The organism is Acerihabitans sp. TG2 (genome assembly GCF_035013185.1).
Classification (GTDB): Bacteria; Pseudomonadota; Gammaproteobacteria; order Enterobacterales; family Enterobacteriaceae; genus Acerihabitans.
Genome location: NZ_JAYGJO010000007.1, coordinates 119,861 through 135,687 on the forward strand (window position 1 = coordinate 119,861; position 15,827 = coordinate 135,687).

Annotated in this window: 10 protein-coding genes; 6 read left to right on the plus strand and 4 right to left on the minus strand. The window is 52.7% G+C overall.

Annotation, left to right across the window (positions count from 1 at the left end; translation table 11 throughout):
* Positions 1–6 precede the first annotated feature (6 nt).
* Positions 7–975, minus strand: a complete 969-nt coding sequence (trxB, locus tag SJI19_RS08770) for a thioredoxin-disulfide reductase (RefSeq protein ID WP_323477871.1) — start codon at positions 973–975, stop codon at positions 7–9.
* A gap of 430 nt (positions 976–1,405) precedes the next feature.
* Here trxB and lrp point away from each other — a divergent pair, with 430 nt between their 5' ends.
* The 6 genes from lrp to SJI19_RS08800 all read left to right on the plus strand — a co-directional run bounded on the left by lrp (position 1,406) and on the right by SJI19_RS08800 (position 10,551).
* Positions 1,406–1,900, plus strand: coding sequence for a leucine-responsive transcriptional regulator Lrp (gene lrp / locus SJI19_RS08775; protein WP_005287608.1), 495 nt, complete (start codon positions 1,406–1,408; stop codon positions 1,898–1,900).
* 133 nt (positions 1,901–2,033) lie between these two features.
* Positions 2,034–5,537: a DNA translocase FtsK 4TM domain-containing protein gene (locus tag SJI19_RS08780; RefSeq protein ID WP_323477872.1), complete on the plus strand. Its 3,504-nt coding sequence runs from the start codon at positions 2,034–2,036 to the stop codon at positions 5,535–5,537.
* A 320-nt stretch (positions 5,538–5,857) separates the two neighbouring features.
* Positions 5,858–6,469, plus strand: coding sequence for an outer membrane lipoprotein chaperone LolA (gene lolA, locus SJI19_RS08785; RefSeq protein ID WP_323477873.1), 612 nt, complete (start codon positions 5,858–5,860; stop codon positions 6,467–6,469).
* Between the two features lie 7 nt (positions 6,470–6,476).
* The gene (locus tag SJI19_RS08790; protein ID WP_323477874.1) at positions 6,477–7,820 is read left to right on the plus strand and encodes a replication-associated recombination protein A; all 1,344 of its coding nucleotides are present in this window, start codon (positions 6,477–6,479) and stop codon (positions 7,818–7,820) included.
* 121 nt (positions 7,821–7,941) lie between these two features.
* A complete protein-coding gene (gene serS, locus SJI19_RS08795) occupies positions 7,942–9,234 on the plus strand; it encodes a serine--tRNA ligase (protein ID WP_323477875.1) in 1,293 nt (430 codons plus the stop codon).
* 171 nt (positions 9,235–9,405) lie between these two features.
* The gene (locus SJI19_RS08800; RefSeq protein WP_323477876.1) at positions 9,406–10,551 is read left to right on the plus strand and encodes an MFS transporter; all 1,146 of its coding nucleotides are present in this window, start codon (positions 9,406–9,408) and stop codon (positions 10,549–10,551) included.
* 85 nt (positions 10,552–10,636) lie between these two features.
* Here SJI19_RS08800 and SJI19_RS08805 read toward each other — a convergent pair whose 3' ends face one another.
* From SJI19_RS08805 to pflB, 3 genes are all read right to left on the minus strand, one after another.
* Positions 10,637–12,379: an ABC transporter ATP-binding protein/permease gene (locus SJI19_RS08805; RefSeq protein ID WP_323477877.1), complete on the minus strand. Its 1,743-nt coding sequence runs from the start codon at positions 12,377–12,379 to the stop codon at positions 10,637–10,639.
* A gap of 244 nt (positions 12,380–12,623) precedes the next feature.
* Entirely contained in the window at positions 12,624–13,364 is a 741-nt protein-coding gene (pflA, locus tag SJI19_RS08810) for a pyruvate formate lyase 1-activating protein (RefSeq protein ID WP_323477878.1), read from the minus strand.
* Positions 13,365–13,524: 160 nt separating this feature from the next.
* Positions 13,525–15,807: a formate C-acetyltransferase gene (gene pflB / locus SJI19_RS08815; RefSeq protein ID WP_323477941.1), complete on the minus strand. Its 2,283-nt coding sequence runs from the start codon at positions 15,805–15,807 to the stop codon at positions 13,525–13,527.
* Positions 15,808–15,827 lie beyond the last annotated feature (20 nt).

Below are 15,827 nucleotides of genomic sequence, written 5' to 3' on the forward strand. Positions count from 1 at the left end.
TGGCCTTTAGCGATCGTTAACCGGCGCTAGACCGTCCAGATAACGCTCGGCATCCAGTGCAGCCATGCAGCCGGTTCCGGCCGATGTAATGGCTTGACGATAAATGTGGTCCATAACGTCACCGGCGGCAAAAACACCGGGAATACTGGTTTGAGTAGCGTTCCCCTGAATACCCGACTGAACGCGAATATAGCCGTTTTCCAGTGCAAGCTGGTCAGCGAAGATTGCAGTGTTGGGGCTGTGGCCGATGGCGATAAACACCCCGGCCAGATCAATGTGTTCGATAGCGCCAGTGGCGAGGTTCTTTAGCTGTGCACCGGTCACGCCCATCTCATCGCCCACCACTTCATCCAGAGTATGGCCGGTATGCAGGACGATGTTGCCGCTGGCGACTTTCTCCATTAGCCGGTCGATGAGAATTTTCTCCGAACGGAACATATCACGCCGATGGATCAGGTGCACCTCGGCGGCAATATTGGACAGATAAAGTGCCTCTTCCACTGCAGTATTCCCGCCGCCGACCACCGCCACCTTTTGGTTGCGATAAAAAAATCCATCGCAGGTAGCACAGGCCGAAACGCCTTTGCCCTTGAAGGCTTCCTCGGAAGGCAAACCCAAATAGCGCGCCGATGCACCGGTGGCGATAATCAGTGCGTCGCAGGTGAATTCAGCCGTATCGCCAAATAAACGAAATGGGCGGCTTTGCAGGTCAACCCGGTTGATATGATCGAAGATAATTTCGGTATTGAACTTGGCTGCGTGGGCGTACATGCGTTCCATCAGCAGGGGACCGGTCAAACCTTCGGGGTCTCCCGGCCAGTTTTCTACCTCGGTGGTGGTGGTTAATTGGCCACCCTGTTCCATGCCGGTTATCAGCACCGGATGCAGATTGGCGCGAGCGGCGTAGACTGCAGCCGTGTAACCCGCAGGCCCAGACCCCAGGATAAGTAATTTACTGTGTTTCACCGTAGACATGTTTTCCTCGTTTATACCGCACACACTTCAACGGGTAGATTGTAAGAAAATTACCAGACTCTGCATAGGATGCAAAAGGTTGTTAGCTATTTTTATCATCGTTACAGACTATTGATCCGCCGATTTAAGTGGTAGATAGGACCTATTCATGAAAAAAAAACTGGTTAAGCCCCTGAGTTAGCGCTGTGATTGGTTTTATTTGGCATGTTGTTCTGATTTTCGTTGTTTTACTTTGACAATCCGCTGTGCTTTTGCGAAAACATCAGGGTAAGAAGAAATGAAGATATGGGTTTGAACAGGCAGTATGCATGGTAGTAGACGCAGATGACCTAAAAAAAAAACAGACAAGGGTCTTCAATCAAACCCTGATACATTGAAGTCTGCAGGGGTGTGGCAAGCTCAGGGAAGGAATTTAGAGAGACAAACAATAATGGTAGATAATAAGAAACGCCCGGGAAAGGATCTCGACCGAATTGACCGTAACATCCTCAATGAACTGCAAAAGGATGGACGTATTTCCAACGTTGAACTGTCAAAACGGGTAGGTTTATCCCCGACCCCTTGTCTGGAACGCGTGCGGCGCCTGGAGCGCCAGGGTTTCATTCAAGGTTATACCGCTTTACTTAATCCACATTACCTGGATGCGTCTTTATTGGTGTTTGTAGAAATAACCCTTAACCGGGGCGCACCCGATGTGTTTGAGCAATTTAATACCGCCGTACAAAAGCTTGAAGAGATTCAGGAATGTCATTTGGTGTCGGGTGATTTCGACTACCTGCTAAAAACACGGGTGCCGGATATGTCAGCCTACCGTAAGCTGCTCGGCGAGACGCTGCTGCGTCTGCCGGGAGTAAACGATACCCGCACCTACGTGGTGATGGAAGAAGTAAAACAGAGCAATCGTTTGGTGATTAAAACGCGTTGAGTAACAACACAGGTGCAAAACGGGCGATTTTTAGTTACACTCCTGTGCATCCATACAGTTTCAGCGCCGGTAAGCCTTCCGGCGCTGTTATTTAAGCAAATATAGCGGTTTAGAGAACCCTGGAGAGCCTTTCTTGAGCCAGGAATATACGGAAGATAAAGACGTAGTACTAAAAAAACTCAGCAGCGGCCGTCGGTTACTCGAGGCTGTGCTGGTGGTCATGGCTATTTTTGCCCTCTATTTGATGATTTCCCTGGTCAGCTTTGACCCTTCCGACCCCAGTTGGTCGCAAACCGCCTGGCATGGGCCTATCCACAACCTGGGTGGCGGGGTAGGGGCGTGGCTGGCCGATACACTATTTTTTACCTTCGGGGTACTGGCCTACGCCTTGCCACCGATCATGTTGATTTTCTGCTGGACGTCGTTTCGTCAGCGTGAGGAACAGGATTACGTCGATTATTTCGCCCTGTCATTGCGCTTGATCGGCTCACTGGCGCTCATCCTCACCTCATGCGGCTTAGCTGCGCTGAATGTTGACGATTTGTACTACTTCGCCTCCGGTGGTGTTATCGGTAGCCTGCTCAGTAACGCGATGTTGCCCTGGTTTAATGGCATCGGGGCTACCCTGACGCTGCTGTGTGTCTGGGCGTCGGGGTTGACGCTGTTTACCGGCTGGTCCTGGCTGACCATCGCTGAAAAAATCGGTGGCGTAGTCATGGGATGCCTGACGTTTATGTCAAACCGATCGCGTCGTGACGAACAGGATTATGACGATTGTTATGATGATGACAATCGCTATGATGATGCCAACGATGGCGATGGGGAAACGGTTTCAGCGGTGAGCGACTCAGGGGATTCACTGAAAAACACCGTGGTTGACCTTGACGACCCGCTCTTTTCACCTGCGATGACGCGGGATGCTAACCGCGCGGTATTGGCCAATGCTGTGGCACCGGCGGCTATCGGAACGGTGCCTGGGCCAGCGGCCACCACGGCTCACCCTGAGGTCGCAGCGCCCTCAGACAACAATTTGGTGGACAGCGTTGCCAAGGGGCTGGTATCACAAAACAGGATGAGCGGTGAGTTGACGACCCCTGTGATCGCCAACCCTGCGGACGTATCCACGATAACAGGGCCGATCGTACCCTCTGTTGCCTACGACGAACAGTCCTCCACGCCGCAGACCGGTATCCAGGGTGTCTCAGCCGTACCTCAGTATCGTTTTGAATTGCCTGCTGCGCCAGGCGGTTATGCCAGTGCTGACGATGGCGATGATAGCCCACGCATGGGTAACTGGCAGGTCGAAACCAGTGAACCCCGCGATCCTTATGATTTCAGTGTCGCCCAACGCGATAGCGATCAGGTAGTCGGGGCGGCGGCTGCGCTGACGTTTATGCCTGCTTTTAGCGCCACCAGTGATGACAACCCTCAGGTTAAGCAAGGCATGGGTCCCGAATTACCGCGTCCCAAGCCGGTGCGCATTCCGACGCGTCGTCAACTGGCGTCCTTCGGTATCAAAATACCCTCGCATCACAACACAGGCCAGCCGCAAGGCCAAACAGAACCAGAGCCGTTGGCTGACCCGACCCAGTCGCCGTCCGATGAAGACGATCTGGCTCAGCAGGCTGCATTACAGCAGGCATTCATGCAGCAACAGGCTCAACGCTATGGCGCTGATACCGATGCTGAAGACGAGGCTGCTGTACAACAGCAGCGCTTGGCGGCAGAATTTGAGCATCAGCAGGCGGGTCGGTACGATAAAAAAAACAGCACTGCCGATAACGCCGAAAATCGGTCGTCTTCCACCGCGCCGCGGGCTGCGGCCTCGCCGATTTCGCCCATGGCCGGCATTGATACCCATTCGGCTTTTCATTTTTCCCCGTTGACGGAATTATTGGATGATACGCCGGTGGAACCGCTGTTCACTCCAGCCATTCATGGCGAACGCAACGGCGAAAGCCATGATCCGGCGCGCAGTAACAGTCAAATGACCATGGACGCGCTATCCGCCCATCAGGATTCGACCGAGCGTAATACCCCGCCAACGGCGCCGCTAGCCAGGCCGATGGCACTGGCGCCGACGCCGCCTTCGGCTATGGACAGCCTGATCCATCCTTTTTTGATGCGCAATGAACAGCCGCTGCATAAACCGACCACGCCGCTGCCGACGCTCGATTTATTGACGTCGCCTCCGCTGGAGGATGAGCCGGTGGATATGTTTGCCCTGGAACAAACCGCCCGATTGGTTGAGGCGCGTTTGGCGGATTATCGAGTGAAGGCCGAAGTGGTCGGCATCTCCCCTGGGCCGGTGATTACCCGCTTCGAGCTGGATTTGGCCCCCGGGGTTAAAGCGGCACGAATTTCCAACCTGTCACGTGATTTGGCGCGATCCCTCTCGGCTGTGGCGGTGCGGGTCGTGGAAGTGATTCCGGGCAAACCTTATGTGGGGCTGGAGTTGCCGAATAAGCGTCGGCAGACCGTGTATCTACGCGAAGTACTCGATTGTGATCAGTTCCGCGATACGGTCTCGCCGCTGGCTATTGTTCTGGGCAAGGATATCGCCGGGCAGCCGGTGATCGCCGATTTGGCCAAAATGCCGCATTTATTGGTGGCTGGTACCACGGGTTCAGGTAAATCGGTGGGGGTCAACGCCATGATCCTCAGCATGCTGTATAAAGCGACGCCTGAAGAGGTACGCTTTATCATGATTGACCCGAAAATGCTTGAACTGTCGGTTTACGAAGGCATTCCCCATCTGCTGACCGAGGTGGTAACCGATATGAAGGATGCCGCCAACGCCCTGCGTTGGTGCGTCGGCGAGATGGAGCGCCGTTATAAGCTGATGTCGGCGCTGGGCGTGCGTAATCTGGCAGGCTATAACGAGCGCATTGAACAGGCTATTGCGATGGGCCGTCCGGTGCCGGATCCGTTCTGGAAGCCGGGTGACGGCATGGCTGATTCACCGCCGATGCTGGAAAAACTGCCGTATATCGTGGTGCTGGTAGATGAGTTCGCCGATTTGATGATGGCCGTCGGGAAAAAAGTGGAAGAGCTCATTGCCCGCTTGGCGCAAAAAGCCCGTGCCGCCGGTATCCATTTGGTGCTGGCAACCCAACGGCCTTCGGTGGATGTCATTACCGGCCTGATTAAAGCCAATATTCCTACGCGAATCGCTTTTACTGTCTCAAGCAAAATCGATTCCCGCACTATCCTCGATCAGTCTGGCGCGGAATCGCTGCTCGGCATGGGGGATATGCTCTATTTGGCACCTAACTCCTCTATTCCGGTGCGTGTGCACGGTGCGTTTGTGCGCGATCAGGAAGTGCATGCAGTGGTAAGCGACTGGAAAGCTCGAGGTCGGCCACAATATATTGACAGCATTACCCGTGCTGGCGAAGACGGCGAGCCGGGTAGCGGTGGCATGGACAATGACGAGGAACTCGACCCATTGTTTGACCAAGCGGTACAGTTCGTGGTGGATAAGCGACGGGCCTCGATATCGGGTGTGCAGCGTCAGTTTCGCATCGGTTATAACCGTGCTGCACGTATCATCGAGCAAATGGAAGTCCAGGGGATCGTCAGCTCACAAGGCCACAACGGCAATCGTGAGGTGCTGGCGCCACCATCGCAGGAATAATCACCGGTTTAAGACTGTCGCGGTAACCGCCTGTTGGCGGTGGTTATAAATAGAGACATAAAAGAGTCGTTTTCAGAGCAATAGCCTATGAATACACCTCGTTATTCCGCTACAGTAATGTTATCCGGGCGGGGTTGATTTGCCGATATAACCTGCAAATTTCATGTTGCAGGTGCATTGGCGCGCGTGTTCACCCGAATCACTTATCTCAGCAAGTTTGCCGGGGTTCTTTTGCTGGCCGCCTTCGAGCAACTCGAAATCGAGTCGGGATGTCGCGATAATGCAACGATTGGCCCGCCATTTTCCAAGGAATGTTAATAATGAAAAAAAGCGTATTTGCCGCCTGTTTGTTAGGTGCTGTAGCCGCCGCACCCGCTTTTGCCGATGATGCAGGCGTGTTGCAAAACCGTCTTAACCAGGTCAACAGTTTTCACGCCAGTTTCACCCAGACCGTCACCAGCGCTGATGGCGGTGCGGTTCAGGAAGGTAAGGGGGAACTGTGGGTTAAGCGGCCTAATCTGTTTAATTGGCATATGACCTCACCAGATGAAAGTCTGCTGATATCTGATGGTAAAACATTGTGGTTCTACAACCCCTTTGTGGAACAGGCTACTGCTACCTGGCTGAAAAATGCCACGGGTAATACGCCGTTTATGCTCATTACCCGCAATAGCCCAGATGATTGGCGCCAGTACCATGTGAAGCAAGTCAACGATAAATTTGAGCTGACGCCGAAAACCGCCAGCGGCAATCTCAAGCAGTTCACCATCAACGTCAGCCCCAGCGGCACCATCAACAGTTTTACTGCTGTCGAGCAGGATGGGCAGCGCAGCGCCTATCAGTTGAAAAGCCAGAATAATGATCAGATCGACCCAGCGAAATTTCACTTTACGCTGCCTAAAGGCGTGACGTTGGACGATCAGCGTCAATGAGGTGAAAATGAGCAATATGTCGCTTGATTTTTCCCATAACGAGTTCCAGCCGTTAGCCGCGCGCATGCGGCCAACGACCCTTGAACAGTATGTCGGTCAGCAGCATTTGCTGGCCCCCGGAAAACCGCTGCCCCGAGCCATCACCAGCGGGCAACTGCATTCGATGATTCTATGGGGGCCGCCGGGTACGGGTAAAACCACACTGGCGGAGTTGATTGCTCGTTATGGTAACGCCGATGTGGAACGTATCTCCGCCGTAACGTCGGGTATCAAGGAAATTCGCGAAGCGATAGAGCGCGCGCGGCATAATCGCGATGCGGGTCGCCGTACCATTTTGTTTGTGGATGAAGTCCACCGGTTTAATAAAAGCCAGCAAGATGCTTTTTTACCGCATGTGGAAGAAGGTACCATTACGCTGATAGGCGCGACCACCGAGAATCCCTCTTTTGAGCTTAACTCGGCGCTGCTCTCCCGCGCCAGGGTATATCTGCTCAAAGCGCTTACCGGCGAGGATATCGAACAGGTGCTTATCCAGGCCATGACCGACTCGGAACGCGGTTACGGTGGCCAGAAGATTGTTCTGCCGGACGATACCCGGCGCATGTTGGCGCAGTGGGTCAATGGCGATGCCCGGCGGGCGCTTAACAGCCTGGAAATGATGGCGGACATGGCACAAACCGATGACCAGGGAAATCGGGTGCTGACGGCGCAACTGCTAAACGAAATTTCTGGTGAGCGCAGCGCCCGGTTCGATAATAAAGGCGATCGCTATTATGATTTGATCTCCGCGCTGCATAAATCGGTGCGCGGTTCCGCCCCCGATGCGGCGTTGTACTGGTACGCCCGCATCATTACTGCGGGTGGCGATCCGCTTTATGTGGCGCGCCGTCTGTTGGCCATCGCCTCCGAAGATGTGGGTAACGCCGATCCCCGTGGCATGCAGGTGGCGCTGGCCGCCTGGGATTGTTTTACCCGTGTGGGACCGGCAGAAGGCGAGCGGGCAATTGCCCAGGCCATTGTCTATCTGGCCTGCGCGCCGAAAAGCAATGCAGTGTATACCGCTTTCACCGCAGCGATGCGGGATGCGCGGGAAAAAGCCGATTATGATGTGCCCGAACACCTGCGTAACGCCCCGACCAAGATGATGAAAGATATGGGGCTGGGCGCCGAGTACCGTTATGCACATGATGAACCGAACGCCTACGCCGCCGGCGAGGACTATTTTCCGGCCCAGATGGCTCGCACCCGTTACTACTACCCCACCGCGCGCGGATTGGAAGGTAAAATCGGTGAAAAGCTCGCCTGGCTTGACGCACAGGATCAAAATAGCCCAACAAAACGCTACCGATAAAAGGGTCATTGCGGTAAGGTTAGCGAGAAAAAACGCGTCGCGCGACGCCCGTCCGGAGAGCCTCTGGCGGGGGGTGTGAAGCCATAAACATCAATCTGATAACACTAAGCACAGGACTAGCATGCTCGATCCCAATCTACTGCGCAATGAGCTAGATGCCGTTGCCGAGAAACTGGCTCGCAGAAACTTTAAGCTGGATGTTGATACTCTGCGCAAACAAGAAGAACGCCGTAAGGTGCTGCAGGTGGAAACCGAAACGCTGCAGGCTGAACGCAACTCCCGTTCGAAAAGCATTGGCGCGGCCAAGGCGCGCGGCGAAGATATCGAGCCCTTACGCCAGGAAGTCAATCGTCTGGGTGAACGCCTGGACACTGCCAAGTCCGAGCTGGATATTCTCCAGGCGGCGATTCGCGATGTGGCATTGTCGTTGCCCAATATTCCCGACGATCGGGTGCCGACTGGCAAAGACGAAAACGACAATGAAGAAATCATCCGCTGGGGCGAGCCACGGCAGTATGATTTCGAGGTGCGTGATCATGTTTCCCTCGGTGAACTGTCCGGTGGCCTGGATTTTGCCGCCGCAGTGAAACTCACCGGGGCACGTTTTGTGGTGATGAAGGGGCAAATTGCCCGCCTGCACCGCGCACTGAGCCAGTTTATGCTGGATCTGCATACCGAGCAGCATGGCTACCAAGAAAATTATGTCCCTTATCTGGTGAACCATGACTCGCTTTATGGCACGGGCCAACTGCCAAAATTCGCCGAGGATTTGTTCCATACCCAGCCGTTGAGCGAAGAAGCGGATACCAGTGCCTATGCATTGATACCGACGGCGGAAGTGCCGTTGACCAACCTGGTGCGCGATGAGATCCTCGACGAAGACCAACTACCGCTAAAGATGACCGCCCATACCCCCTGTTTTCGCTCAGAAGCCGGCTCCTATGGTCGTGATACCCGTGGTTTGATTCGTATGCATCAATTCGACAAAGTGGAATTGGTACAAATCGTCAAACCCGAAGATTCCATGCGTGCGCTGGAAGAGTTGACCGGTCATGCGGAAAAAGTGCTGCAACTGCTTAATCTGCCTTACCGCAAAATTTTGCTGTGTACCGGTGATATGGGTTTTGGTTCGTGCAAGACGTATGACCTGGAAGTCTGGCTGCCGGCGCAAAATACCTATCGGGAAATCTCCTCGTGTTCCAATATTGGCGATTTTCAGGCGCGGCGGATGCAAGCGCGCTATCGTAGCAAAGACGATAAAAAGCCACGTCTGGTACACACGCTCAATGGCTCCGGCCTGGCAGTAGGTCGCACGCTGGTGGCTGTAATGGAAAACTACCAGTTGGCGGATGGCCGCATCGAAATACCCGCAGTGTTGTTGCCGTATATGAAAGGTCTAACGCATATCGGGTGATCGCAGTCTGGCTTTTAAAAAGCGCCTTTTGGCGCTTTTTTTATCATTCCGGGGCCAGAAAATATCGGGCCGATATCAATAAATGCTGCCCCATATTAAGGCCGATTGACTTTTGCCATAGTAGTGGCATGATGCGCGCAATCACTCTATTCTGAGCCCGGTTTCCCTATCATGTCTGTCTATTCTCGCCCTGTGGTGATGTTACTCACAGGGCTATTGTCATTGACCATCGCCATCGCGGTATTGAATACGCTGGTCCCACTGTGGTTATCCCATGAGTCCATGCCGACCTGGCAAATTGGGCTGGTCGGATCGTCTTATTTCACCGGCAATTTTGTGGGTACACTGCTGGCCGGGGTGTTAATCAAATGGGTGGGATTTAACCGCAGCTACCACTATGCTTGTCTGCTGTTTGCCGCCGCGACGCTGGGACTGGCTATCACGGTGGAATTTAACGCTTGGCTGGTTTGCCGTTTTATAGCCGGTGTGGCTTGTGCATTGATTTGGGTGGTGGTTGAGAGCGCGTTGATGCGCAGTGGCACAGTGCGTACGCGCGGGCAACTGCTGGCTGCTTACATGATGACCTACTATATGGGCACGGTTATCGGTCAACTGCTGCTCAGCGGTGTATCTACCGCACTGCTGGCGGTGTTGCCGTGGGCTGCCGCGCTTACCATCGCTGCAATCATGCCAGTACTGTTCCACCGTATTGGTGCCCAAGGCACCGAAGCACCAAGAATTGCCATCTGGCCCATGCTCCGGCGCCGCAATGCCCGCTTGGGTATCAACGGTTGTATCATCTCCGGGGTGGTGCTGGGGTCGCTGTACGGCCTGCTGCCGCTGTTTTTGTCCCATCAGGGGCTGAGCGACGGCAATGTAGGCTATTGGATGGCGCTACTGGTTAGTGCCGGGATCCTAGGACAGTGGCCGATTGGCCGATTGGCAGACCGCTATGGCCGGCTAATGGTGCTGCGGGTGCAAATTTTTATGGTGATCGTAGGCAGCCTGTCGATGCTGAGTAACGATGCCATGGCCCCTGCACTGTTTGTCCTCGGTTGCTCTGGTTTTACCCTCTATCCGGTGGCCATGGCTTGGGCCTGTGAACAGGTCGATGCACAAGAATTGGTGGCGATGAATCAGGCGTTGTTATTAAGCTACACGGTGGGCAGTCTGGTTGGGCCAAGTGCCACTGCAATGCTGATGCAGCGTTACTCGGATCCTGTGCTGTTTGTGATGATAGCCTGTGTGGCGCTGGTCTATCTGGCCATGTTGTTGCGTAAGGGCAATCATCATCACACGCCGGTTACCACCGCGTAGACTATCACCACACACGAGCGTACCCGGGGCTACCTTGACGTCTTGAGCTCATGTGGCCAGGTTGGCCCCATGAGCTCGGGGCAGATCAACTTTGCGGCAATGGACTGAGGTTCAGTACTGCACTACCCTCGCCAACCGGGCGATCGAACCGCCAGCAGCGGGTATGATAACGGGCCACGCTATTGCGATGGGCCACGCTAATCAGCGTCACCTCAGGTAAAATCTCGGTCAGTAGCCGATACATCAGCTGTTCACTCTCATCGTCAAGCGCGCTGGTGGCTTCATCCAAGAACAGAATATCCGGTTTTATCAACAACGCTCGAGCGAATGCCAATCGCTGCTGTTCCCCAGGCGACAGCCAGTGACTCCAGTTGGCCTGCTGTTGCATCATGGGCTTCAGATGGCCCAAGGTGCACAGTTCCAACATGGCCAGCATTTGCGCTTCACTAAAATGATCTGGCGCTTCGGGATAGCACAATGCTTCCATCAGGTTCCCGATGGGAATATAGCTGCGTTGTGGCAAAAATAAGACTTTTTTCCCGGTTTGCAGTCCGATATCCCCGCTGCCGTAGGGCCAGATACCCGCAATAGCGCGCAGTAGCGTTGACTTGCCACAGCCCGATGGCCCAACCACCAGCACCCGTTCACCGGCGGTAATGGCCTGAGAAAACGGCTGGAACAGAGTACGGCCCGAAGGGATGGTCAAGCTGAGGTCCTGCAATGCCAAAGCATACTCTGGGGTGTCCTGGCGGGTGATGTCGGTTTTTTTACTGCTATGCCGTTCTACTGCGGCATTAAACCCGGCTAACCGGTTGATGCAGGCCTTCCAGTTGGCTAATTGGTTAAACGCATCGATAAACCAGGATAGCGCTCCTTGGATTTCACCAAATGCCGATGAGATTTGCATCAGTGTGCCGAGCTGTATTGCGCCAGCAAAATAGCGTGGTGCGGCCACCAATATTGGAAAAATAATGGCGAACTGGCCATAAAAATTACTGGCTACGTTTAGTCGTCGACTAACCCGCATGATTGACCACCAGTTAGCGCGGATAGATTCGAACCGCCCATCTAACTGCTTGGCCTCACGGTGCTCACCTTGGTACAAGGCAATGGCATCACTGTTCTCGCGGATACGTATGAGCCCAAAGCGGAAATTTGCCTCGAACCTTTCCTGTTCAAAGCCTAAACGCACTAACGGGCGACCCACAAACCAAATTACCAAAGAACCCAGACCGGCATATAAAATGGCAAACCACACCATATACCCGGGCACGGTAAACTGATGTCCAGCCAGCGTAAAGGCTAACGGGCCGCTGACCGACCAGAGAATGGCGATAAATGAAACAAAGGTTACCACGCTTGATAGCAAGCCTAGCGTCAGGGCCAAGGTGCCGCTGGTCAATGCGTTAAGATCCTCAGCAATCCGCTGGTCGGGGTTGTCCACGGTCTGTTGTTGTTCGGTGTGATAATAAACGTGATGATGCAGCCACTTATCCATATATTGGCGGGTCATCCAACGCCGCCAGTACATTTGCAGGCCCTGGGTCAGGTAGATTTTATAGATAGAAATAAGAATAAACAGCAGCGCTAGCCAGGTAAATCGGATTAGCTGGCTTTTGAAAACCGCATAATTTTTCGTTTGCAACGCATCATAAAATACCCGATTCCATTCATTAAACAGCACGCTAATGTACACGGTAGACAATGAGAGGGCGATGATCACCATCAGCATTCCCCATGCACGCCATTTCTCTTCTGAAAGCCAAAAAGGTTTAATTAACTGCCAAATTTCTCGCCAATGTGCGGCTTTAATAGGGGTTGGTTTCATAGGGTACGTATCATTTCAATTATCAATATCAAAAAAGTCATAATACGACAAAGCTGATACTGGTAGCCAAAGATAACGACGTTGATTAGTAAGAAAACATGTAATGCGGATGGCTAAAAAATATTATCGCTTGTACGGCATAGGGTGCAACGGAAGATTGAAATGCGTCAAAGTAGGGTAGGTAAGCGCTACCTACAGGCCGTCTGGCAATCCTATGCAGGTTTGCCAGACGGTTTGTACTGGTTCAGTACATCACGTTATGACCGTAACCGAGCAGTATGTTTTTCACGCGTTCCATGGTTTCCGTGGTCGGTGGGTTGACATCATCGAGTTTGTACTCTTCACCCATGGCAATCCATTTATGTTTGCCCAATTCATGATAGGGCAGTAGTTCGATTTTTTCTATGTTGGCCATATCCTTGGTGAATTCACCCAGCATATGCACAGATTTATCATCGTCGGACCAGCCCGGCACGACCACATAACGGATCCAGGTACGTTTGTTTATTTTGGCCAGATAACGGGCAAAATCCAGCGTTCGGTGGTTGGATACACCCACCAGGTTCTGGTGAATGTCATCATTCATTTCTTTAAGGTCGAGCATGACCAAGTCAGTGACTGCCAGCAGTTCGTCAATCACCGGGTCGTAGCGCCTGACGTAACCGTTGGTATCCAGACAGGTGGTGATCCCCTCGGCGTGGCAGGCGCGAAACCAGTCGCGTACGAATTCGGCCTGTAAAATGGCTTCACCGCCGGACGCAGTGACACCGCCGCCGGAGGCATTCATAAAGTGGCGGTAGGTCACCGTCTCTTTCATGATCTCTTCCACCGAGATTTCACGGCCGATATGGGTATCCCACGTATCACGGTTATGGCAATAAAGGCAGCGCATCAGGCAGCCCTGGAAAAAAATAATAAAGCGTATGCCTGGACCGTCAACGGTACCACAGGATTCAAACGAATGGATGCGACCAAGTATTGACATTGCGGGGTTTTCTCCATTTTATGCGGGAAATTTGTTTTGGCTGCTGGCCATTACTATAGCTTTCAGCCAAAGCAAATTGACTGCCACGGGGGTTCGACCATTAAAAAGGCCCCACTTGCGTGGAGCCCTTATTTTACGCCATTTCAGACGGTGTGGGAACTTACATTGACGCAGTGAAGGTACGGGTAATGACGTCCTTCTGCTGTTCTTTAGTCAATGAATTGAAGCGTACAGCATAACCAGAAACACGGATGGTCAGGTTAGGGTAATCTTCAGGATGTTCCATGGCTGCAACCAGCATTTCACGGTTCATCACGTTGACGTTCAGATGCTGACCGCCTTCGACGCCGGCTTCATGATGGAAGTAACCATCCATCAGGCCTGCCAGGTTGGCTCTACGCACGTCATCATCTTTGCCCAATGCTTTAGGAACGATGGAGAAGGTGTAGGAAATACCGTCTTTTGCATAAGCAAACGGCAGTTTGGCAACCGAGGTCAAAGAGGCAACGGCGCCTTTCTGGTCACGACCATGCATCGGGTTGGCACCAGGTCCGAACGGTGCGCCTGAACGACGGCCATCAGGAGTGTTACCCGTTTTCTTACCATAAACCACGTTAGAGGTAATAGTCAGAATTGATTGAGTTGGTACTGCGTTACGATAAGTCGGCAGTTTCTGAATTTTCTTCATGAAACGTTCAACCAGGTCACAGGCAATATCATCCACGCGTGAGTCGTTGTTACCGAATTGCGGGTATTCACCTTCGATATCGAAGTCAACCGCCATGCCTTCAGCGTCACGAACAGGCTTCACTTTGGCATATTTGATGGCAGACAGTGAGTCAGCGGCAACGGACAAACCAGCGATACCACAAGCCATGGTGCGATAAACATCACGATCGTGCAACGCCATCAGCGCCGCTTCATAGCTGTACTTGTCATGCATGTAATGGATAACGTTCAGCGCAGTGACATACTGTTTAGCCAGCCAATCCATGAAATGATCCATGCTCTTAAGCACGGTGTCATAGTCGAGGACCGCATCCATAATCGGGGCAGTTTTTGGACCGACCTGAATTTTGGCTTTTTCGTCCATGCCGCCGTTGATTGCGTACAGGACCATTTTGGCCAGGTTGGCACGGGCACCGAAGAACTGCATTTGCTTACCCACAACCATCGGGCTTACGCAACAGGCAATCGCGTAGTCATCGTTGTTGAAGTCCGGACGCATCAGGTCATCGTTTTCATACTGCACTGACGAGGTATCGATAGACACTTTAGCGGTAAATTTCTTCCAGCTAATCGGCAGTTTTTCTGACCACAGAATGGTCATGTTTGGTTCAGGCGCCGGTCCCATAGTGTACAGAGTATTCAGGAAACGGAAGCTGGTTTTAGACACCAGGGTACGACCATCAACACCCATACCGCCCAGGGATTCAGTGGCCCAAATCGGGTCGCCGGAGAACAGTTCGTCATACTCAGGGGTACGTAGGAAACGGACCATACGCAGTTTCATGACCAGATGGTCAATCAGTTCTTGCGCTTGTTCTTCAGTGATTTTACCTGCTTTCAGATCGCGTTCGATAAAGATATCAAGGAACGTAGACGTACGGCCGAAGGACATCGCGGCGCCGTTTTGGGATTTCACAGCGGCCAGATAGCCGAAATAAGTCCACTGTACAGCTTCCTGAGCAGATGTTGCCGGAGCGGAAATATCGCAACCGTATTTGGCAGCCATTTCTTTGATTTGGCCCAGAGCGCGATGTTGTTCAGCAATTTCTTCACGCAGACGGATGGTTGCTTCCAAATCTTCGCCGTTTTCCAGTTTGCTTTGCAAAGAGGTGAATTGGGCGAATTTATCTTTCATCAGATAATCAATACCGTACAGTGCAATACGACGATAGTCACCAATGATGCGACCACGGCCGTAGGCGTCTGGCAAACCCGTCAGCGCGCCTGTTTTACGGCACTTAAGGATGTCAGGGGTATAAACATCAAATACACCCTGGTTATGGGTTTTACGGTATTCGGTGAAGATTTTTTTGACTTCAGGATCCAGCACTCGGTCATACGCTTTGCAGGAGCTTTCAACCATTTTAATGCCGCCGAACGGGATAAGTGCACGTTTCAACGGAGCATCGGTTTGCAAACCGACGATTTTTTCCAGACCTTTATTGATATAACCAGCGTCATGGGAGGTGATGGTAGCAGCAACATCAGTATCAAAATCAACCGGCGCATGGGTGCGGTTTTCGGTTTTGATGCCTTCCATCACTTTGCCCCAAAGGGTAGTGGTTGCGGCGGTGGCGCCCGCTAAGAAAGCTTCATTGCCTTCATAAGGGGTATAGTTGGTTTGGATAAAGTCACGAACATTGACTTCATTCTGCCAGTCGCCTTTACTAAAACCTTCCCAGGCAGTGGCTAATTTTGTGTTCAGATCGGTCATTGTATACCTACCTTCTAATG

What these genes read in the sequence shown, in the direction of transcription:
- pflA (WP_323477878.1), bottom strand. Translation starts at nt 13,364, where the DNA reads ATGTCAATACTTGGTCGCATCCATTCGTTTGAATCCTGTGGTACCGTT.
- SJI19_RS08805 (WP_323477877.1), bottom strand. Translation starts at nt 12,379, where the DNA reads ATGAAACCAACCCCTATTAAAGCCGCACATTGGCGAGAAATTTGGCAG.
- SJI19_RS08790 (WP_323477874.1), top strand. Translation starts at nt 6,477, where the DNA reads ATGAGCAATATGTCGCTTGATTTTTCCCATAACGAGTTCCAGCCGTTA.
- lolA (WP_323477873.1), top strand. Translation starts at nt 5,858, where the DNA reads ATGAAAAAAAGCGTATTTGCCGCCTGTTTGTTAGGTGCTGTAGCCGCC.
- SJI19_RS08800 (WP_323477876.1), top strand. Translation starts at nt 9,406, where the DNA reads ATGTCTGTCTATTCTCGCCCTGTGGTGATGTTACTCACAGGGCTATTG.
- pflB (WP_323477941.1), bottom strand. Translation starts at nt 15,807, where the DNA reads ATGACCGATCTGAACACAAAATTAGCCACTGCCTGGGAAGGTTTTAGT.
- lrp (WP_005287608.1), top strand. Translation starts at nt 1,406, where the DNA reads ATGGTAGATAATAAGAAACGCCCGGGAAAGGATCTCGACCGAATTGAC.
- trxB (WP_323477871.1), bottom strand. Translation starts at nt 975, where the DNA reads ATGTCTACGGTGAAACACAGTAAATTACTTATCCTGGGGTCTGGGCCT.
- serS (WP_323477875.1), top strand. Translation starts at nt 7,942, where the DNA reads ATGCTCGATCCCAATCTACTGCGCAATGAGCTAGATGCCGTTGCCGAG.